Origin of the sequence: Brevibacillus sp. AY1 (assembly GCF_029870785.1) — a bacterium.
GTDB lineage: Bacteria > Bacillota > Bacilli > Brevibacillales > Brevibacillaceae > Brevibacillus > Brevibacillus invocatus.
Genome location: NZ_JAFLPN010000035.1, coordinates 1 through 21,044 on the forward strand (window position 1 = coordinate 1; position 21,044 = coordinate 21,044).

Here is a 21,044-nt window from a genome sequence, read left to right on the forward strand (position 1 = left end):
GGGGAGGTACTCCTTTTTCTATGCTCAAAAAACCTTGAGCCCGTAGGGCTCTAATTTATGAAATTGATTCAATTAGTAACTCAACTTTCGCAGCTCAAAATAGGCAAGTAACCTTTGATATAACTGGGTAAACTCGAAATCCATTGTTGGAGTTGTGCTTGAATCAGTTTTGTGATCTTTTGGTTTACCTTTTGAACTATGTCCTCGATGAGGTCAATGAGCTGCTTCAAAGCAACCGCCCAATCCAGTTGACTCACTTCATCGCAGAGCAGATGGAATAACCCACCCAGTGTACGTTGATCGGTACTTTGCCTATGCTGCCATGCTAGTAGAATGTAACGGGAGAAGACAATCGTGGTATGACTAATCAGCAGATCATATGATCTGCCCTGGAACTCTTTTTGTAACCGCAATAGTGATTTGGCACACTTAAAGAAAACCTCAATATCCCAGCGGATACTGTAGATTTTGATAATCTCTTCTTCCGTTAGTGAGCAATCCGTACTCAATATAGCGAGCCATTCCTTTTTGTTTGAGCGGTGGCGCACGAACATCATGATGACAGGAATACCCGGAGACAATTCTGTGTGAATGGAACGCAGTATACCTTTCTTTTTTCTTCGTACAGGTGTTGCCGTATGATAAAGTTCCTGTAACGATAGGCGACGCTGACCGACAAGGTAGCGTTTATTGTCTGCCTTCACCATTCCGATTACGTCCAAACCACGCGTACGAATCGCTTGGATTAAGGGAGCGTGCGTAAACCAACTGTCCATAAGCACGTAAGAGGCACTCATGCCTGATTGGATAGCTCGGTCGATCATGGCAGGAATGACTTCCGGGGCACTTCTAATCGAAGCTTATAGCCCGATGTTCGCTAGCCTTGGAAACCGACTTCTGATCTACGAAAGAGCCGTTCCACCACGCGCTTCATTATCCGATTTGTACGGAAATAGACGAAGACCGGCAAAGTGTTGGCCTCTCTGATCAAGTACAAACAAGTAATGACGCCTCTCTAAATAATTCGTTTTACAGCGTTCGCGATCTCATAACCCGGAAGAAAAAGCAAGTATATCCATTTGCTCTCGATTTTGACTCCGTTCGTCCTGGATCAATTGACATAACGTTCTCGCCAATATTCGTCCAGCCGTTCTTGGCGCGACCAATCCCGGTAAACTTGGTGCCAATAAGGCCTTGATTCCACGTTTTTCGGCAAAACGAAAATCGGTTCCACCTGGTTTGGAAGCCAAATCAATAATAATAGCGTGATGCGGAATACGGGTCAACACACGAGAAGTAAGGATTTGCTCCGGAACCGTGTTAAAAATATATCCACATTTACGCCTTCATCGTACAAATCTTTCGTATAAAACGGCTCAATCCCCATCTCCCATGCACGTGCAAACTGCTCCGGTTTCTGCACCCCCGCTTTGACGTGTGCACCCAGGCGCTGAAGCATTCCGGCTAACGTAAGACCGATTCTCCCCAAACCCAGCACCATACAACGCGAACCATGTATGGTAATGTCCGAATGTTGAATGGCCATCAATAAGGCGCCTTCCGCAGTGGGAATGGAATTGTATATGGCAACATCGTCCCTGCTAAATAATTCTATCAGATCGATCTCTAGTTCCGCGCAAAGGTTCCTCAAGTAAGACTTGGCTATGCCAGTACAGACTTTTGCGTGTTTCGGCAAGCAAGACATATATTCCTTGTTCAGCAATAACGTTTCAGATGAAAATGAAGACTCTACTCTGCCATGGTCGTCTGTACCGACAACCGGTAATATCAATACGTCAGCATTGCGAAGCACCTCCCTCGTAAGCTTGGAATGCTGAACTTCATGAAGTTGTTCGTGCAAATCTTCATAACCGATTACCGCAACATTTGCATCCAGGTCAGTAAATGACCGAATGATTTCAAGATGCCGGGCATCGCCTCCAAGGAAGACAATATGCAGACCCGTTAACAAAAAATTCCCCTACTTTCCTTAAGTGTGGACTTAAAATTAACTAACCTCGTTTACCATCTTTAAAAGCGCATCTGCTCCTTTCATCCCAGGGCAAATTCCGCGTAATTCCGCCTCTGTGGTCACCATATCGAGTGGGGCATCCAGCAAATGCTCTATTGTTCGTACCCCGGTTGCACGTCCTGCCACAATGCGGCGATCGTTTAATTTCGCATTTAACAAACGAACATCAAGCGCTCCGCACATGATATATCCGTGATCGGTTGTGATGGCCAGAAGTGTTGTTTTGGGCAGGGCGACCTCGATATTTATAACCTGATGACCTTCAACTTCAATCGTTTCATCATGATCATCTATGATGCAGCTCCTTTTTTTCTAGCCCAAATCCGATATTACTTGTATTCGTTGGAAGCCTTCTCCCCTTTCGCCATATACATGTGTAAATTGGACTTCGATTCAATTCCATGTAATTTTTGAGATTTATAACAAAGGAGATAACAAACGCGCTGCTTGATCAAGCATGCGCTCGGAAGAAGTACGATGCATATGATCTTCCAAACGATATGGAGTAGCCTCGGCGAGATCCCGTTCGAATTGTTCCGTAAGCTCCCGGGCCACATCAGAATGATACATCACTGCACACACTTCGTAGTTTAAACGGTAACTACGGAGATCGTAGTTGGAAGAACCCACTTCGGCAATCTCGCCATCGATAATCATGACTTTGGCGTGCAATACCCCTTTGTTGTACTGAAACACATTGATCCCTGCTTCCACGAGTTCGCCATAATACGTACGGCTTGCAGCTCCTGCAACTTTAGGAATCACTTGGCGCGGCACCAGTAATCGCACTCGAACGCCACGCGCCGCGGCTGTTTTGATGGCCATCATGATATCCGCATCGGGTATAAAATAAGGGTTGGTCACGTCGATGGTTCGGGTCGCCTGAGTCAGGCAGATGAAATGCATTTCCCGAATGATCGGAGTAGGCAGCCCGGGATTGCCTTCGAATATCTGTATATAGACGTTATGCGAATCCTTGGACGGGGAAGCTTTTCCCATGAGGGTGCCTTCCATCGTTCCCAGCTCCGATCCCCATTCCCATCCGTATCCGGATCGTTCTGTTTTGCCGGATAGAAATGGATGAATGGCTTTATCGTCTGAAAGTTGGGCCGATTCAGGGATAAATTTTGCCTTTCTCGTTGAATGGAGCATGTCCGGTGACGCCATTTTCCAGTGAGCCTCAAAAACGGCTTTCACATCATCCGCTGTTTCGCCGGTTAACCGCATATGAGTGTCGCGCCAAAAACCGACATCCGGCTTCATTCCGGTATACTCGTCCCCAACGTTGATTCCTCCCATGAAGACTTCCTTACCGTCGACGATGACGATCTTGCAATGATCCCGGTATGACAAGTTGGATAATACCCAGGGGAATCGCAAGGGAAAGATGGTCCTGCATTCAATGCCTGCTTCTATCATCCGGCGAATCACATGTTTGGGAAACGACCGGCTTCCCCAGCCATCCCTAATAAAACGAATGTTTACACCGAATAGAGCCCGTTCAATCAGCACATCTGTGATACGTTTACCGATATGGTCATTCCGGTATATGTAATATTCCAGATCGATTGACTTTTGTGCGGCCTGAATTGATTGAAGGAGTTTTCCGTAGGTTTCCATCCCGTTCGTGAGGATTTGGACGTAACCGGTACGAAGGCCACTGACAGACAAAGGTTGCAAAGCCCGAGCGATAACAAATGCGGAGTGACCATATTCTGGGGGTAATGATATCGGGCTATTGTGCGAAGAAACGAGCTTGTCCCTCCGCATTTTCACAGGATTCGTGACGAACAGGTAACAAACGAATCCGATAATCGGTAATACTAGTCCGACTGATATCCAAGTCAACGCTTTGGCGGGGCGGCGCACCTCCCGAACCGCAATGATGATCAATAGTGCCGTATTTACTAGCCATAATCCTGCTATCCATGCCAAGAAAATCAGCCTCCCAATCCTGTCGTCTACGAGGGAATAAAGATAAAGGTGGCAGCCATGCCGAGAAAAGATCGGCATGGCCTTTTTTAGAACCCTTTATACTGCGGTTCTTCCTGTTCAATTTGTTGTATCCGTGGAGTGACCTGGTCAATGATGTTTTGTGTCTGTTGCGCTGCATTTGTGAACGTGGTTTTGGCCTGCTGGTTTTGTGTATTTAACGCAAACTGTTCAAAGCTGGCCTGCGCGCTTTTTAATGAAGCTACAGCTGTTTTCACTTGAGAAGCTACCGTCATGTTGATCACCTCCTGAAATGGCATCCTTATGTAATATGTCAACCCGTCAGAATATTAATGATGGTAAAATTTGGTGATTGGCTATTGTCAGGGGTTAGAGTCTTCCTGAAAAGACTTACCGCAATCTATGCCCTTCTTGGCAATGTTTGAAGCCAGCAAATACAGCCCAACATAGATAGGAAAAGAATAGGTATGTTTCCAGTGAACGGGGTGGTATAAATCCCGGATAGGAGAAACTGTCCCGTAGCTCTCTTATCCCGAAATCCGATCCAAAATAGCCAGGGGCATATCGATAAACCTACTCCAAACCACCATTGCCACGTAAACAGTACGTGAGTGCGCCAAATGTCATTCATGTTGCGGTGTGCTTCAACAATCAATTGATAGGCTTGTTCGATTGCATGATGAATTTGATTTTCGTCCACTGATATGCCACCCCTTTCCGTTATCCGCTTACCGATCATTTTTCATCCGATATGTGCCTGTTTTATATACGCGAGTTTCCATACAGTATATTCGACGTTACAAATACGCCGACCGGCGGCAGCGAAGTTGAAGGCGGTTGCGGTGGGATATAGCCGCTATACCCCGCCAAGCTTATATCAGTTGTCGCTACCCAGGTACCATATTCGCCCGCTTGTAAAGAGGGGGGTAGCATCCGCAGACGTCCGGTGAGAACCAAATGCCGAAGTTGAATCTTGACATCGTCATAGATGGTTAATTGGCCGGAGTAGGCGGCGTAGGGGGAATGAAACATGATCTGCTGCGTGCTTTCATTCCAACTTCCTTCAATCGGAATCGGCGTTCCGCGAAATTGGATGGTGCCTTGAATTTGCTGGTCCTGCAAAACACGCATCACTAGTTTGCCCCACACAACCGGTCTTCCGGCGACAGATGCATGAACTCCCCATATGGAAAAGGGAGGTAAACTCTTTGTACTTGTTTGAGCCGCAACGGACATGATTCATCACTCCTCAAAGTTAGATCACGTCATTATATGCGTCCTCGGAAAAAATGCCAGTCACTGGGCAAGAATTCTTTGCAGATAACCGAACATGATCAAGTAAAAATGCAGACAGGTTTCGAACAAAATTGTTTCAACCCATCCCAGTTGCCCCAGATGCAATTTTTACATCGATTTGGTTGTCTTGGGGCAGAGGTAGTCCAGTTTTTAATGCTTGTACTGAATGTTGGTAACAGGCAGGCATCCGCCTTTCCAAATTTATGCAAACAGCATTTAAGTTGTCCAGAAACGAATCACTCCCAGTTGTTGCAGAAGTCCTCATATACTTGCTCTACGCCACAGTCGGATAGCATGTGCCTGGCCAAAAAGTCATACCAGAATGCACAGGATGACGTGGTATTGCCCCAAATCTCTTGCATCCGAACGCGAAAAATCGCATTCACCACTTCGGATATCGCATTTCGAAGATTGTCCTTGTGAATGAATTTCCTACGAACGTACAGCAAGTCCTTGTAACTCTCTCCATGCTCACCGGCACTCACACGTTTCAAGCCGGTATTGTCCCAAGGCCATAAAGTGATAGGATGAGTCGCTTTTGAAGAATGTCCCGGCCTAACGCTTCGCGTACAGCAATTTTTCTGTAAATCCCACGCGGAGATCGGTCTCTTTGAAAATGTCCAAGAGGCTCGTCAAAGGCCAGCGCCGAAGTATTTCTGATTTTATCGGCGATAGGCTGATCGGCTCTGATCCAACCGTTACCCTTCTCTGTGATCCTGACATTAGGTTTTTCTGGAGTCCGGCATCAAGCTTTTCTAATCCATCTTTCATGGCCTGCTTCAATGTTGCAATGAATGCTTCCGATCAGCGGTTGCTTTAGAGCCTTATAATTTTCTTCCCGCCGTTCTTCGAAGTCTGTTGGCAGGTCATGATCCGGGTTCCGGTACCGGTTCGCTCCGGCAACCCATATTTCCGTGCAACGAAGCTTTTCCCGTAAAGCTTGCAGGACGCTTATCTCATAATTCATCCGATTAATTCGCTCTTGGCCTTTCTCGTCCTTCTCTACAATGATTTCTTTATTAACAGTCAGGATTATACCATCTATCGGGATTTCTTCAGACATTGGCAAATAATGATAGCCAGTATCTTAAAATTTCTTTACCAGCTCCAATGCACGAATCACTGGCCGATGCACTTCATTGTTTGATCGGAATTCCAGGATTCCTAATATTTCGGGAACCAAACGGCGGTAGTGACTCCCATAGGAAGCCCGAATAATGACACCTGGTTTACCCGGATCCGCCTTTAGCTCATGAAATGAAAGAAGTACCTTGTCGCTGCTTGGGCCGTCCTGGTGTTCATTCAGAAATGCAATACGATCTACGAGTGAATCCAACTTGGACAAAGATGCCGTAGGCAACTTTTCCAGTGTGTCCTGGAAAAATTGTTCCTCAATTGTACGGATTGCGGTTCTGATAAGTCGCTCAATGCGATCAGGCGTAGGCGGTACAACTTTCATCTCCCGAAATCGCCAGTAGTATTGAATGACTTCTTTGGGCACTTCGAATTTATGGAAGGGGAATCGCGCAACCGAGTCTCCCCTGACTTATTGCCGATTTGCTGCATTAACTCTTCCAGTTCCCAATTTCGCTTCACTTGATCCTCTCCGAGTACATACTTAATTAGACAATATGGGAGTGATTGCTGTGAAGTTCTATGTTCCCGAATCAAAGACGGAACTTTCTCGAAAGGAAGTTCTGAAGTGAGAAATTTTGGATAAAGATGATGAAGATGGGAAAAGTAAAGGTACTGCTTCCATTTAGTGTTTTACAGGGTAAGGTGAGTTGATGCCGAAAATTTCAGTTTTACAGTCATACATGATCATAATACTTTCTGTCGGTTTACTGAACCACGTCATCATCATACCGTTACTGCTCGGTGCATCAGGGCGAGATTCCTGGTTTGTAGTACTTCTTGTGTTAATCGCTTCGCCAATTTGGGTTGGCATTTTAAGCTATATTCTAAATAACATGAACGGAATGCATGTTAGGGATTGGTTAAAGCAACATTTCGGAAGATTTCTCTCGGCAACCTTGATTGTCCTATACAGTGTACTTGTATGGTTTATGGGGCTCATTTCCTTTAAGGACACTATAACATGGACAATTGCAACTTATATGCCTCAATCTCCATTGCTTGTTCTCGCAGGAACAACGCTTGTCGGATGTATCTTCGCGGCATTTCAAGGGATTCGCACCATTGCGATTTTAAGCGGGATATTGTTACCTTTTGTTGTTATTCTAGGTGACCTAGTCATGGCTGCAAACTTTCAGTTTAAAGACTACACCATGCTTTTTCCGTTACTCGAAAATGGGACACCTCCACTTTGGAAAGGTATTCCCTACGCAGCTGGGGGATTGTTGGAGTTGATGGTGCTGATCTTGTTTCAGCACAAGTTAACAAAGAGGCCGAGCTTCAAAAGCTTAATGCTTATTTGCATCATATTATCTGGGCTAACACTCGGCCCTTTGATGGGCTCAATTGCCATGTACGGCCCTGATGAAGCGGCACACCAACGATACCCCGCTTACGAACAATGGAGAATGGTTCGACTGGGCGAGTATGTGGAGCATGTTGATTTTTTCTCGATTTACCAATGGTTATCCGGTATGTACATTCGAGTTTCGCTTTCGCTGTTTCTCTTAAGCGAATTGTGGAAATTGCAAAAGTATAAGTGGTTGCCTATGATTCTGGGCGCTTTACTCATGTTTGTTGTTACATTATTGCCAATCAGCGATATGCTTTTTCAAGATCTGCTCAGCCAATATTACTTCCCTTCGTTTTGTGTCTTTACCCTTGGGGTCATGCTCGTATACGTCGCGCGAATATTTATTTCAACATGGGGTAAAAGGAGCAGGTGAAGATGATAAATCTTTTCAAGAATAAATGGATAAGAGAAACAAAATCGTCGACACAACAAGGGGCGCCTGATACACAACCGCTTAATGAACAAACACTTCTTCAACGTTTCCAGATGTGTCGTGATGTTAAGCATCATGTTTATAAATTAGTAGCTGGCGACGAACAATCAAGGATCGTTTTACTGTATTGCGATGGGTTATGTGACAACCAACAACTCATTCAGGATGTGGTGCTTCCTCACTTGACTCGGTTTTACGAAAATCACGGTTTTCAAAAGAATCAGGAAGTTCTTGAGTCGTGTCAATTACAGCTTGAGATCATTTCTTTCGAGGAGTGGGAGCAAAAATCCGAAACGGACATTTTTGAGGGAAAACTGCTTTTGTTTATTCCGACACTAACCGCTTTGTTCTCCCTCGACATATCAAAAAAACCGGCACGCCAGCCCGAAGAATCCAATATCGAAGTCTCTATTCGCGGGCCGAAAGACGGTTTTGTTGAGGAACTCGGTGTCAATGTTGCGTTAATTCGGAAACGAATCAAGTCAACAAGCATGGTATACGAAACGAAAACAGTAGGTGTCCGGACAAAAACAACCATTGCAATTCTCTATATGCAAGACATTGTTGATCCGAAAATCGTCCAAGATATCAAGACTAAATTGGATCGCCTTCACATTGACGGAGCATTCAGCGCCACTCAACTGGAAGAGTTTATGGAACCGACCAAAGCTTTGTTTCCGTTGATGGGCTATACGGGAAGACCAGACTTTACCGTTAACTGCATGATGAATGGACGTGTAGCGCTGATTGTGGATGGTACACCGGCTGCATTGATCGCACCAGCAAATTTGTACCTGCTCCTGAAAACGCCAGAGGACATCCACTTTACTGCTTTATCGGCTACGTTTGGACAATCGCTTCGTTTGCTCGGATTGTCCGTATCACTCATGCTGCCCGGTTTTTGGGTTGCCATTCTTTCGTTTCATCAGGATCAGTTGCCCTATTACCTTCTTGCAACAATTGGCATCAACCGATTAGGCATTCCTCTTGGCGTGGCAGAGGAAATGTTTCTCGCGCTCATCTTTTTGGAAATATTGCGGGAGGCCGGTATTCGGTTGCCTTCAGCGGTAGGATCTACAGTTACGGTAGTGGGAGGGCTCATCTTAGGGGATGCGGCCATACGCGCAGGATTTTTATCCCCTAGCATTGTTGTCATAGGAGCACTTACGCAAGTGTTCGGTTCGACTTTATCCAACCTGTCACTGGCTGGGACAATGAGCATTTTGCGCTTCTTCATGTTCGCTTTGTCTGCCATCTTGGGGTTCTATGGTTTTTTACTTTCTTTGTTTATCGTGACAACTCATTTAGCCTCTTTGCGTTCATGCGGTTTGCCTTACCTGGCACCGGTTTCGCCTCTATATGAAGACTTCGCCAATGCCTTGTTCCGATTACCATGGAGATGGCGGAAAACTCGGCCAGACATGCTAAATACACAAGATTCTACAAGCCAAGGGGATAAGCAGAAATGAACGCATACAAAATTACCGCAGTTCTTCTGCTTCCCTTCTTTCTCGCCGGATGTTGGAGCAAATACGAAGTGCAAAACATGAATTATGCAACGGCTGTTGGAATTGACTATGCGGAAGGTCAATACATCATTTATGCGCAGTTGCTCGATTTCTCGACAGTGGCAAAACTGGAAGGACAACAGAAAGCGCAACAGCCTCCGGTCTGGATCGGTAGAGGAAAAGGTATCTCATTTACAGAAGCAGCGAATGATTTATACAGCACTTCGCAACAAAGGTTAAACTGGGGACAAATCTCTGCAATCTTGTTTAGCGAAAGGTTATTGAAGGAACGAAAAGTCGGAGAAGTGTTGGAACTGATCAACCGATATCGTGAGATAAGGTACTTAGCTTGGGTGTTCAGTACGAGCGATCCCCTTGACGAGGTCTTAATTGCGACTCCATTTTTCAGATTATCGCCAATAGGATCGATTCTACATAACCCCGAACAGAATTATCGGCAGCGTTCTATCCTCGCTCCGATCCGCCTGCAAAAATTTGTAATGGATTCAAACGAAAAGGCGAGGACAAGCTATATACCAGAATTATCTATTCGAAAGGATCAATGGAAGGAAAATCAAAAACCGCATGAGCTGCTTAGATATTCTGGCATACAAATATACGATACGGACAACTATTACACACGCATGAGCCTCAAAGAAATAAAAGGATTGCCATGGCTGAATAAACACACAATCAGGATGTCCATTGACTTGTTTTCCGATAACAAGCTTGTTGCAGTTCTCGTTGCAGAAAAACCCGAATATGACGTCAAACCAAGGGTTAAATATGACAAAGCATATTTCGATATTTCCGTTAAGGTGAAGGCCGGAGTAAACGAGCTACATGCAGACATTACGGAGCAAGAACTCACGCAACTGGCTCAAAAAGAAATTGAACATCAAATTAGGCAGACCTATCAAACCGCGTTTGAAAAGAAAATAGATATTTATAATCTAGGGGAATCTCTTTTTCGCAGGAACCCATATGAATGGAAGCGGATTGCATCTGGGACTGTACTAAACAAAGATTCCTTACGAACGATCAACGTTAATGTACAAATCGTATACGCTGGCAGGTATAAACTTTCACCTTGATATTTGGTTGTGATTTACTTTGTGGGTGGTATCAGCTTCGCTGGTACTGCCCTAGTCAGACTTTGTGCTATTTGTCAAACATGATCCACGTTCTTCCACTCCTTGGCATTTGTAGGTTGAAGTCATAGATTCTTAAATGTGTATGCGCATTTGTTTTATCTCAGTGCTACCTCTCGTCACTTGTTCTTACTAGAAAACGCGAATTATATTGTAAAGAATAAGTTTAATGTACGTATTCTACAATTATTCAGTTACTTCTCTTTGCCCATACGCTTGTCCATTCTCCTTCTAATCCCTTTAAATCTAGACAGATGAAAAGCACACTTACATGAAGTGGCTTGTGCCTTGAAAGTTTTCTTTGTTTATAAATAGTCATTGTACAATTCTTGCTGCTGTTCCTCTGCAATGGTCTGTAAGTCATATGCGTTTATTCGAATTAACCGATAATCGTCAATATCCGCTTTTTTTTGCGGCGAGCTTACTTAAAAATTTCGGGGTGCCTTCGTTTTCTTCATCGTAAACTAACAAGATACCGTCTGAATTGGATAGCAAGAATTTGTCTTTCTCTCCAGGCTGCCAAACTCCCTGGTAAGGTGTTTGATAGACACTATTGATATAGTCGGCTTGCATCAGAATATTTCGGTAGTAATCCTGGGTCTCTTCTATCCACTTTTCCTCTTGATTCAAAAAACTGCCAGTTTTAGATGTGGATACTCCTTCAGTATCGTTGTTCGTCCTTGATTGCCATATTAATGAATACGACCCTGCCTCATGATACCCTAGATTGTAAATAGTCATGGTGTTAACTTCACCAATAGTTTTACTCCACACTATGTCTCCATGGGTATCATACAATTTTCATATTGTACCAGCACTTTGACCGCTATGAATTCCCTGTTGAAAAAGATGCAGTGATATATAACCTTCTTCATACAAATCAATATTGACCTGATCAAGATCTCCAACCTTTAATAATAGTAAAAATAAAATTCCCGTGCCTTAGTAAAACTACTATTACTTTACAACTAGGGGTGAATTCATGAGGATCATTTCGGTTTTTTTTCTAAGTCAATGTATCTTTTTAAGCTCAATTGCAACAGTGATACATGCAGAAACCATCCAGTATGGTCCACATAACACAATTACCATTGAAGCACTGCAAAAAGAAATTGATTTCAAATTACTTGTACCAACCAAAATCCCTAAAGATTGGGTATTAGAAATAAAAGCTGGTCCTCGGACAAATGAAAAACAAGAATATTTTAGTTTAAATTTTTTGGACAAAAATGATCAATACTTAATGATGTCTCTAAATCAAAAAAAAGCTTTATTTAAGGAACTAGATTCATCCCAAAAGAGCCATGACAATACTGAACTTGTTCAAATAAATAACTGTGAAGGACATTTCGAAGCTTGGGTTGGTACCAGAAATGGTGTGAAAGATATTAGTGGTGGGTATTTACGTTGGATTCACAAAGGCACTTATGTTGAAATGGTAAGTTCTAGACTGTCTAAAGAAGAAATGATTAAAATTGCAAAATCTCTAAAATAGTACACCCGAAAAGAATAATGGTATTTCCAGTTATTACATACGTTTGCGGTGTTTATGGCAGACTAAAAATGTAGGTTATGGCAGTTAATTTTTGCAGACCTGTAGGGGCTGCATAAATTAAAAAAACTGTACAAACAAGGCGAGCTAAAGTAATGGATCCGGTTAAATCAATCGTTGATCAATGGCTACTTGAAGATTTGGGAAAGAAAAAGAAATTCAGAAGAACCGCAAAGCGAATCTATACTCTTCTCGTTTCAGAACATGGATTCCAGGGTTCTGACCGTACAGTTCGTGCCTATGTGGCGAAAAGGAAAACTGTCTTATTGGACGAGAGCAATGACACTGCCCTACCATTAGAGGCGAAGGCCGGAACAGCTCAGGTGGATTTCGGAGAAGCTCCATTTAAGCATCGGGGAAAAGAGATTATCTTGCCCTTCCTCGTTCTCTCATTCCCTTACAGCAATTCATTCCTGTTTCAAGTCTTCCCTTCCCAAAACCGGGAATGCTTTCTACAGGGACTGACGAACATGTTCACCTTTCTTGAAGGCGTGCCGCATACAATCCGTTTCGATAACCTGTCACCTGCGGTGAAGAAGGTAATAACCATCTATTGCCGGAAATCCATTATGAAGACCTTGAATTGGAGCTTGGAGGATCGGAACCGTTGCCATTATGAAAAGGATACCTTGATTGCCGAACTCTATCTGGAAGACAAGGAGCGTCTCCTCCAACTGCCTGGCAAATCGTATGAATGTGTACGGTTCGAGCAGGTCAAAGCTGATAAATACGGAATCGTCCGTATTGACCAAAAACAATATTCTACTTCACCACGCTTTGCAGGACAAGCAGTACTAGCGAAGATCTCATTCGATACAATCTCGCTTCTAAACGAGGAGAATGACGTGATCGTAAACCATCCTAGACTATATGGAGAGACAAAGAGATCTATGGACTGGCAACCTTATCTGACCTTGATGGCAAAGAGGCCAACCGCTTTGAAATACAGTTCTTCTATGATCAGTTGCCAGAGATTTGATTGTTTTCAATCGTGATAGTTTTCGCCATAAAGCTTCACTGATGAATCAATGATACCCTGGTTGGCAAGTGTACATTTTTAATTGCCAAACGGTACATTTTGTACTTGCCAAATACATTTGCGGATTATATTAGCGGCACTGGTACTACCCCTACATCTCCGAACCGAGTTCCAGGACAAGCTTACAAAAGCAAATGAAGGAACCACTGCTAAACTTCAAGTCTTTGTGGACGGATCGAACACATCAGAAAGGAACATGAAGAAGAATAAAGAAGCAGGAAAAAGAATACGAGCAGCAGATCGAGGAATTGAACAAGTAAATAATAAGCCGGGTCCTTAGCGTACAGGATACCGGCATTTTTTCGGTCGAATAGTTCTTAGCGTATATTTTCGTTAAAATGTTGACGGGACCCCGTATACAAAAATTGCTTGGCTTGGAGCCTCTTCAAAATTTCATCGGAGAACTCTTCAAATGAGTTTGCAATCACCTCTTGATAACTCATACCGTTGTGATATTTAAAGATTTGTCCCGAGATGCCGTTTCTCCCTGGATCTAACTCTGCATAATCTCCATTTAAAGCAAGGAGCCGTGTCTCTACAGCTCAGGCGTTGATAAAATGAAATTCATATTTCCCAAATCGATTTCGGAGATTTTCGTTGTGCGGTATCCACTCCGAATCACTCCAAATAGACATTCCTACGTATTCCGACAGCTTATCTACGGCTTTTTCCGGACTCATAATCCTTATGAAATCACCCAGTTCCTCCGTTCGGATATCCAACGCTTCTCTCAAGTAGTCATCATGAAGACGTTCCTCTTGGAGTCCATATTCATCCCTCGTCCACTGTTCACAAAAGATTCTTTCGGCTTGAATATCTCCATTCTCGAAAATCGACAACTCGAATATTTCCTCATTGATATATCCGGAAATTGTTCCTAGAGACAGGAAAAAACCCGCCAATAGATTCACTGGCGGGCAGGGAAATTTACGAGCTTTCCTACTGGCGTGAAGCTCCGCATTTTCCACAAAATCGGTCGTTCTGACCAAATGGCTCCTGACATTTCGAGCAAGTAAAATCGGCATTTTCCGTAGCAGCTCGTTCGGCTACGATGTCGATCGTGACCACCTGTGTAAACTCATGGCCACACTCCGAACAATATTTGACCTCCAATTGATTCAATCTACCGCACTTGTTGCAGCTTTTTTGGTGATTCAACTCGAGGATTTTTTTGTTCAATGCAGTGATTTCCTGTTGCCTGAAGCGAATTTCCTGGGAGAGCTGAACAATGCTCACGTTTGTCTTTTGATCTAACTCTGGTTCTGATCCAATTTCATCTGAAGTTGACTGGTATACCGCTTGACCAATCCTTTTGTAGCGGTCTTGAATTTCTGCTTCTAACGATTGAATATTCAATCGGAATTTATTGACTTCGACCAATGATTTCGCTTTTGAGCCGGCATCGGAAACGCCCTTTTTCATCTTGTCAAAAAAACTCATACAAGGTATCCTCCATTTCATCGAAGTGATGAATCTACAATAAATTACTCTCAACCCCATCCATGTATTCTGTTTTGTGCACATGTACTGGCTTCATTTTCTGATGGACTTTGTCCTTTGGGTGAGATGCTATCTATACGCACATTATTCATTGCGAACCCCCTCCTTCTTATTGGGCGACCGTACAAGCGAACCTAGTTTAAAAGGCATACAGTATTTCTAGCGTCTGCGTCAAGGAGGAAGTGAGGTTCCCTCTGCTCGTTTGCATCAAACAGGGAAAGGAGGAACATCCTTGAGAAAACAATCGCTCATCGCGAATCAGGAGCAGTTCACACCTGAATTCATGCAATGGCTAAAAGAGAACAAAGTCTCCCGACGACAATTGAAAAGAGATCCAGCTTCATTGGAACATTTGCATCAGGAATGGAAAAAAACGAGGAGAAAAAATAGACCGAGAAAACCTTCTTTACTTCAGTTGATGCCCAATCTAAGCAACATGGATTTGGGTACGGTGGTGGGGAACGTGCAAATCGCCAAAGAAATTTTTAAAACCTATCGCATACTGCAAGGAGCAAGTATTTTTAAAAAATAGAACACGGCATGACGTACCGGGAGAGTGAAAGCTCTCCCTTTTGGAATGTTCGTAGACAATACTAGAAACCTAATAAACTCAACCGTCCTAAAAAGACGCCAGATTTCACCCATAGGTGGAATTGGCGCCCTGCTTCTTTTGTATTCAAATCTAATCATGTTCCAACATAACACTAGGCTTCCGCGATAAAAATGGAATGATAGATTTTCGAATCTTGAAAGGAGTGCTTCCAGAAGAACTATAGATTCTGCTCAGACCGTTCGGATATCTCTTCCAAATATTTTGTTCTTGCTTCATTTAGCAATTGCATTAATACCATAATATCTTCTTCTGTCGTATCGTAGTTCGTAATACAAGCCCGCAGCACTGGAACCTTGTTTATTTCGTATACGGATATCCATGCCAGCCCTGACCGTAATATCTCTTGACAAATAAATGATGCGAAATTCGATTTGAATGTTGATTGAGCATTGGAATCCGTAAAGCATACGACAGGCAATGCGGTATCGTTGATAACCTTCCAGTTGGAGCAAGCAAGCTCCCTGCGCAACCGATTGCCCATCTCTGTTTGGTGCTGCAAGATGCTGCGATAGCCTTCCCAACCAACCGTCACAAGTGATAAATATACTTTCAAACCGATAAACCTTCGTGACCATTGAATGGAATGGGTGAACGGATCAATGACATCCAGATCAGCCCCTTCTTTCGGCATATAATCTGCCGTGATGCTGAAGGTTTTATGTAAGATGTGCTTATGCCGTGTTATATAAATTCCGGCTCCCATCGGGACAGACATCCACTTATGCGCGTCGAAGGTAATGGCGTCAGCTCGTTCAATGCCACGAAGTAGGTCCCGTAGTTCTGGAATAAACACAGCGGCTCCACCGTACGCAGCATCCACATGCAGCCACAGTTGCTCACGTTCAGCCAGATTTGCCATTTCGTTAATGGGATCAATCGCTCCGGTGCCGGTCGTTCCACCCGTCGCAAAGATGAGAAAAGGCGTGTATCCAGCAGCGCGATCCACTTGAATTTGATGATGAAGCGCATGAACATCTAGTTGCATTTCAGAGTCCGTCTTAATCATACGAAGGGAATCCGTACCCAGTCCACAGGTACGCGCTGCTTTTACCAAGGAATGGTGGCTCTCAGCAGAGGCATACATTACGGGATGCGTGGGGAGCGACCTCAGCCCCTCTTTGGCATAAGAGGGAAAACGGTGAACGAGTGCGGTCAGTACGGCCGTCAGATTTGCTTCCGCTCCCCCCGTTGTAAAAGTTCCGTCAGCTGCCTCTGCTAAATATCCGAATTTTGAAGCAATTTCTTTCAATACATAGTTCTCCATTTCGACCGCTATAGGCGCATGGCTCCAGGCTGCAAGCTGCGGATTGAATGCTGCAGTAATCGTGTCCGCCATAATTCCCATGAAGTTGGGCCGCGGATTAAACAGGCCGAAGTATCGCGGGTGTGGCGTATGCACCTGGTATTGCTTTAATCCCTCCAGAATATGATTAATCGCCTCGCGAGCGCTGACGGGATGCTCAAAAGATAATCTACGCGCGTGTTCTGCAACCGCATCCACGCTGAGTTCAGGAGAGACACGAACCCCGCGTATGTACGTCAGGTAGTCATTGATTTGTTCCAACAAATAGGTTCCAACGTCCATGCGTTCATCCGTATCAAGATTAAGAATTGAATTATGCTTCATCATGTGGAAATGCAGCCCCCTTCATCCTTAAAAATTCCATTGCTGACTCAGATTATACGCTCACAAAACGCGGGTGTACGGATTTTTGAATGAAACCGCAATATTTCGAAACAATCTTTTTCAACTAGGTTGAAGCGGAAATTCGAAGCCCAGGTGAGTTTGCAGCCCTGCCCTATCATACGAAAATTTAATTTTTATTGGCTCTCCATGTCATTCTAAGGCATTACCAATCTCTTACATGATGAAAGTGTTGATTCTTCATTTCAAGTATCTTCCCGTGATCGAGTGCTCCGCATGGATGATCTGTGTCGGGAAGCTGAACAAGCCTTGGTTGACCTTGTTTGCAGAAGCGAACGCTTTGCGCACATCCTCCATGATGCCCGTGTAGGTCGCGGGATTCGAGCGAGTTGACACTCCTACTGCCGATTGGTCGATAACGATAGCATCCGGATGCTGGCTGAGGAATACATCGTTAATCAGCGTACTCTTCCCTGAGCCGGCAACACCGGTAACGACTGTCAACACTCCGGTTGGGATATCAACACTCACGTTCCGCAGATTATGCAGCGTAGCATCCTTGAGAGACAGCTTGCCGGCAGGCTCCCTACAATCCTGCTTCAGCTGGAGCGGCCGCATCATATGAGTGCCTGTCAGTGTACCTGACTCCACCAAGCCTTGGAAGCTTCCTTCATACACGATGGTACCGCCGCGGCTGCCGGCGTGAGGCCCGACGTCGACAATATGATCCGCGACTTTAATCACATCGGGATCATGTTCGACGTTGAATATATCTTAATGTGCAGCAGCTCGAATCTAGAATTTGCCACAGAAAATTTTGCAAGAATTGATCATTAGAAAACTTGGCTACGCCAAGCTTTTGGCGGAGCCTTAGTTGCACTTATACTATCTTCCGCTAATCTTTTTAGCGCTTTAGCGCACTCAACACTTTCCGATAGTATAACAAAGAAGAACCTCCCGTCCATTTTGGACAAGCGGGAGGCTCTTTGTTTTCTACCTCTATGCACTTCTGCCAAATTGTGCACAAAATCATGCACGACTTCTCTTTTAAGCACCTAAGTTTTCAGCAGGGTCGAGTTTACACTTATAAATACTTGAAAAACCTTTGTCTGCCAAGCATTTACAAATGTAAAAGGAGTACTTCGCCAGGTTCAGCTTCTTCACACAAAACACTCCCCTTCCCTAGCAACTTGCTAACGAAATTGTTGTTTGCGCATCCACTGATTGGCTACCCATTTTTCACCACGGATTACGGGTAAACCGCAATGTAAGGTCAGTTCATTTAATTTTGGATCGTTATAAAAATATTCAAAGTACAGAGCAGAACCTTTTACTGGCTTAACGGAAATTTCCAAGTTCGGAAATGTGGTCTCTCCGCCTTCCTCTACATCATTCAGATACATGATCAAGGTACTGATTCGATTATTCTGACTAGAAGGGTGGTTGTGTCCGAAAAAATCATAATGGGCTTTAAATTCCTGGCTAGGTGCATAGTGTAAGACTTGGAGACCTTCTGCATGCGAAAGAGGGAGATGCATCAAGCTTGATGTGCGTTTTTCTATTTCGATGATAAGTGGGCTTTCATTTGCTTCAAAAAAAATCCCGGAGCTTGTACGAATTGGACTGATTTCTTTATTCGCTAATTTCGATCTTTTCATCCGAGGTGCAGCTGCATAAATAAGCGCCTGACATTCTTCATCACTTAATACATTCTCAAATTTCACAATTAAAGGATCTTCATGTAAAATTTCAGCAGTAATAAGGAGATTGTCAATCGGATATACGGATTGTACGGGCAAGATTGAAGTTTCCTTGATCATCCATTGCATCACCATCCTACTCTCACGTCTTTGGCAAAACCATTACATTCAAAACATGTATAAAAAATTTTTAACACTTAGTGTGTACACTATTATAAAAGTAATTATACTATTTGGGTATATCTCACTTTTAAAAATTTTTGGTAAAGAAATCATGGCTAATCCTGTTCTCATTCGGGTTAGACAGAAATTACACAGCATGAGAAAATACTTACAGCATCTTCGCTATTTAGGTACAATCTGAAATGCAATAGAATTGTTGGCACGTGCACATTGTCATACTGCGAGGAGGAAATATGGATTCCGTTACACATACGCTCTTTGGATTAACCCTATACGGTGCTGTGGATAAATCGACGATGACCAAAAAGGAAAAACGGGCATTACTGGCTACTGCCATTGCTGGTTCACAGATACCGGATATCGATGTCATTTCCTCCTGGTGGGACACAACTGGTAGGTACCAGATGTGGCATCGGGGTATTACACACTCGTTGTTTATGGTACCGGTTTGGGGTGCTTTGATCGCTGTAAGCGCCAGGGTACTCTTCCGCGTTCGAGGTGGGTTTTGGTTCTTATTTGCCATGCTGGCTGTTTGGATTCATAATACGAGCGACATTTTTAACGCTTGGGGAACGGGTTATTTCGAGCCTTTTTCCTCTGCTCGGTTAACATTCGGAGCAATACCGATCGTAGATGTGGTATTCTGGCTGCTCATGGCAACCGGATTGCTCATCACTCGATTGGGACGAGGACGCTTTCCATCCCATCGCGTTTTCCGCATCGTATGGGCGCTGATGGCCGTGCATGTCATGGCGCAATCGGTGCAAGGGGCTGTGTTGGTCAACAGTGTCAAAGCAGACTTTGAACAAACTACGCTTACAGCCGATTTCATCCCAGGGGTATTTACTGTCGTGGGCAAGCGTGATGAGGAGGTCCAGCTTTTGCGCGGATCAGTCTGGTCAGAATTGAAACCAGTTGCAATCCTGGAATCCCGGGAGGATACGGATTTGCAGCCGTTGTTCGCCCAAAATCCCAAAGCCAAAACCTTATATGAATGGTCTCCTTTCGTAGTCATTGTAAATGACGAGGAGCGAGTGGGATTGTATGATCCCCGTTTTTATCGAAATGGCGCATCGTTTTTGTTTGAGTATATGGAGAAGCCGATGATGAGGTAGCGCAATATTTGTTTAGTCTACAAGAAAGATCTAGCTGTGAATGTATCCCCTGTAAACGAATACAAGGGTGTGAAGCTTCTCACACCCTCTCCCCAGTCCTCGCTCACTCGTTTAAGGTATCAGACAGTTCCGTAATTTGCTGTGCTGTCTGCAGATGTAGACGGGTCATCTGGTAAACGTCTTGCATACGTGTCGAGGATGCTTTTGCAATATCGGAAATGGTATCCGCAGAGGCTGTGACCTCCTCTGAACCAGCCGACATCTGTTCTGTTGCGGCAGAAAGCTCTTGAATTTGCCGAGTAACAAAACGAAACTGATCAACAACATGATGAAAATAAGACTCCGTCTGTTCCGATAAGGAAATCCCTCGCTTTACTTCAACTTCTCACATTTTCATCTTCTCACTGATAATGCTTGATTCATGTTGAATGTTATAGAGCAGTGAAGCGATTTGATCGGTTGCGGAAGTCGATTCTTCTGCTAGCTTTCGTACTTCGCCGGCTACGACAGCAAATCCGCTTCCATGTTCGCCAGCCCGTGCAGCTTCGATTGAGGCGTTTAAAGCAAGTAGCTTGGTCTGGTTGGCAATCTGAGAAATAGAACGTAGGACTTCCCCAATTTGCAGAGAATATCGGTTTAAAACAGAGACAGATGCGTTTGTTTCGTGTGTGACTGAAGCAATGACCTGAACCTGATCTTTCATTTCGTTAATCGTTACGGTTCCGGATTCAGCTTTATCCAGGGCTTGTTGAGACGCCGAGAAAATGTTCATGGACCCTTCTGAGACTCGCTGAATAGCAACTGAAAAATCCTCCATGGAGCGTGCGCTTTCCTTT

17 protein-coding genes and 5 pseudogenes are annotated in these 21,044 nt (G+C 44.1%); 7 read left to right on the forward strand and 15 right to left on the reverse strand.

What is annotated here, in order from left to right; genetic code table 11:
* Window positions 1-80: 80 nt before the first annotated feature.
* From JZI27_RS20110 to JZI27_RS20145, 8 genes and pseudogenes are all read right to left on the reverse strand, one after another.
* Window positions 81-857 (reverse strand): annotated as a pseudogene (locus tag JZI27_RS20110) (IS4 family transposase); the annotation flags it as partial.
* 189 nt (window positions 858-1,046) lie between these two features.
* Window positions 1,047-1,972: pseudogene (dpsA, locus tag JZI27_RS20115) on the reverse strand (dipicolinate synthase subunit DpsA).
* Window positions 1,973-2,008: 36 nt separating this feature from the next.
* Window positions 2,009-2,305 (reverse strand): YunC family protein, encoded by a 297-nt coding sequence (locus JZI27_RS20120; protein WP_280208997.1) that lies wholly within the window; start codon window positions 2,303-2,305, stop codon window positions 2,009-2,011.
* A 144-nt stretch (window positions 2,306-2,449) separates the two neighbouring features.
* Window positions 2,450-3,967: a phospholipase D-like domain-containing protein gene (locus tag JZI27_RS20125; protein ID WP_280208962.1), complete on the reverse strand. Its 1,518-nt coding sequence runs from the start codon at window positions 3,965-3,967 to the stop codon at window positions 2,450-2,452.
* Window positions 3,968-4,053: 86 nt separating this feature from the next.
* On the reverse strand, window positions 4,054-4,260 hold the full coding sequence (locus tag JZI27_RS20130) for a DUF1657 domain-containing protein (protein WP_023556419.1): 207 nt from the start codon (window positions 4,258-4,260) through the stop codon (window positions 4,054-4,056).
* Between the two features lie 487 nt (window positions 4,261-4,747).
* Window positions 4,748-5,221 (reverse strand): hypothetical protein, encoded by a 474-nt coding sequence (locus tag JZI27_RS20135; protein ID WP_251244499.1) that lies wholly within the window; start codon window positions 5,219-5,221, stop codon window positions 4,748-4,750.
* 296 nt (window positions 5,222-5,517) lie between these two features.
* Entirely contained in the window at window positions 5,518-5,766 is a 249-nt protein-coding gene (locus JZI27_RS20140; protein ID WP_245996454.1) for a transposase, read from the reverse strand.
* A gap of 602 nt (window positions 5,767-6,368) precedes the next feature.
* Window positions 6,369-6,740: a hypothetical protein gene (locus JZI27_RS20145; RefSeq protein ID WP_148038723.1), complete on the reverse strand. Its 372-nt coding sequence runs from the start codon at window positions 6,738-6,740 to the stop codon at window positions 6,369-6,371.
* A gap of 328 nt (window positions 6,741-7,068) precedes the next feature.
* Here JZI27_RS20145 and JZI27_RS20150 point away from each other — a divergent pair, with 328 nt between their 5' ends.
* From JZI27_RS20150 to JZI27_RS20160, 3 genes are read left to right on the forward strand one after another with little or no spacing between them, the layout of a single operon-like run.
* Window positions 7,069-8,142 (forward strand): endospore germination permease, encoded by a 1,074-nt coding sequence (locus JZI27_RS20150; protein ID WP_280208998.1) that lies wholly within the window; start codon window positions 7,069-7,071, stop codon window positions 8,140-8,142.
* 2 nt (window positions 8,143-8,144) lie between these two features.
* Complete coding sequence (locus tag JZI27_RS20155; RefSeq protein ID WP_280208966.1) at window positions 8,145-9,671, forward strand: spore germination protein; 1,527 nt, start codon at window positions 8,145-8,147, stop codon at window positions 9,669-9,671.
* The gene (locus JZI27_RS20160) at window positions 9,668-10,804 is read left to right on the forward strand and encodes a Ger(x)C family spore germination protein (protein ID WP_280208967.1); all 1,137 of its coding nucleotides are present in this window, start codon (window positions 9,668-9,670) and stop codon (window positions 10,802-10,804) included. The genes JZI27_RS20155 and JZI27_RS20160 overlap by 4 nt, the downstream gene beginning before the upstream one ends.
* 362 nt (window positions 10,805-11,166) lie before the next feature.
* Here JZI27_RS20160 and JZI27_RS20165 read toward each other — a convergent pair.
* Window positions 11,167-11,523, reverse strand: a pseudogene (locus tag JZI27_RS20165) (SLOG family protein); the annotation flags it as partial.
* A gap of 320 nt (window positions 11,524-11,843) precedes the next feature.
* Between JZI27_RS20165 and JZI27_RS20170 the strand changes: the two are divergent.
* Window positions 11,844-12,356: a DUF4367 domain-containing protein gene (locus JZI27_RS20170; RefSeq protein WP_280208968.1), complete on the forward strand. Its 513-nt coding sequence runs from the start codon at window positions 11,844-11,846 to the stop codon at window positions 12,354-12,356.
* Between the two features lie 122 nt (window positions 12,357-12,478).
* A pseudogene (locus tag JZI27_RS20175) lies at window positions 12,479-13,386 on the forward strand (Mu transposase domain-containing protein); the annotation flags it as partial.
* 608 nt (window positions 13,387-13,994) lie between these two features.
* On the opposite strand, the gene JZI27_RS20180 reads toward JZI27_RS20175, so the two are convergent.
* Window positions 13,995-14,420, reverse strand: a complete 426-nt coding sequence (locus JZI27_RS20180; RefSeq protein WP_280208970.1) for a hypothetical protein — start codon at window positions 14,418-14,420, stop codon at window positions 13,995-13,997.
* Window positions 14,392-14,892 carry a zinc ribbon domain-containing protein gene (locus JZI27_RS20185; RefSeq protein ID WP_280208971.1) on the reverse strand — a complete coding sequence of 167 codons (501 nt, stop codon included), beginning with the start codon at window positions 14,890-14,892 and terminating at the stop codon, window positions 14,392-14,394. The genes JZI27_RS20180 and JZI27_RS20185 overlap by 29 nt, the downstream gene beginning before the upstream one ends.
* Window positions 14,893-15,184: 292 nt before the next feature.
* Between JZI27_RS20185 and JZI27_RS20190 the strand changes: the two genes are divergently transcribed.
* The gene (locus JZI27_RS20190; protein ID WP_251244506.1) at window positions 15,185-15,484 is read left to right on the forward strand and encodes a hypothetical protein; all 300 of its coding nucleotides are present in this window, start codon (window positions 15,185-15,187) and stop codon (window positions 15,482-15,484) included.
* Between the two features lie 238 nt (window positions 15,485-15,722).
* On the opposite strand, the gene JZI27_RS20195 is transcribed toward JZI27_RS20190, so the two are convergent.
* The 3 genes and pseudogenes from JZI27_RS20195 to JZI27_RS20205 all read right to left on the reverse strand — a co-directional run bounded on the left by JZI27_RS20195 (window position 15,723) and on the right by JZI27_RS20205 (window position 19,030).
* Window positions 15,723-17,195 carry a pyridoxal phosphate-dependent decarboxylase family protein gene (locus tag JZI27_RS20195; RefSeq protein WP_280208972.1) on the reverse strand — a complete coding sequence of 491 codons (1,473 nt, stop codon included), beginning with the start codon at window positions 17,193-17,195 and terminating at the stop codon, window positions 15,723-15,725.
* Window positions 17,196-17,504: 309 nt separating this feature from the next.
* A pseudogene (locus JZI27_RS20200) lies at window positions 17,505-17,972 on the reverse strand (excinuclease ABC subunit UvrA); the annotation flags it as partial.
* A 431-nt stretch (window positions 17,973-18,403) separates the two neighbouring features.
* Window positions 18,404-19,030, reverse strand: coding sequence for a 2OG-Fe(II) oxygenase (locus JZI27_RS20205; RefSeq protein WP_280208975.1), 627 nt, complete (start codon window positions 19,028-19,030; stop codon window positions 18,404-18,406).
* A gap of 296 nt (window positions 19,031-19,326) precedes the next feature.
* Here JZI27_RS20205 and JZI27_RS20210 point away from each other — a divergent pair, with 296 nt between their 5' ends.
* Window positions 19,327-20,208, forward strand: coding sequence for a metal-dependent hydrolase (locus tag JZI27_RS20210; RefSeq protein ID WP_280208976.1), 882 nt, complete (start codon window positions 19,327-19,329; stop codon window positions 20,206-20,208).
* A 385-nt stretch (window positions 20,209-20,593) separates the two neighbouring features.
* Here the strand turns inward: JZI27_RS20210 and JZI27_RS20215 are convergent, their stop codons facing one another.
* Complete coding sequence (locus JZI27_RS20215) at window positions 20,594-20,980, reverse strand: methyl-accepting chemotaxis protein (protein WP_183184772.1); 387 nt, start codon at window positions 20,978-20,980, stop codon at window positions 20,594-20,596.
* Window positions 20,981-21,044 lie beyond the last annotated feature (64 nt).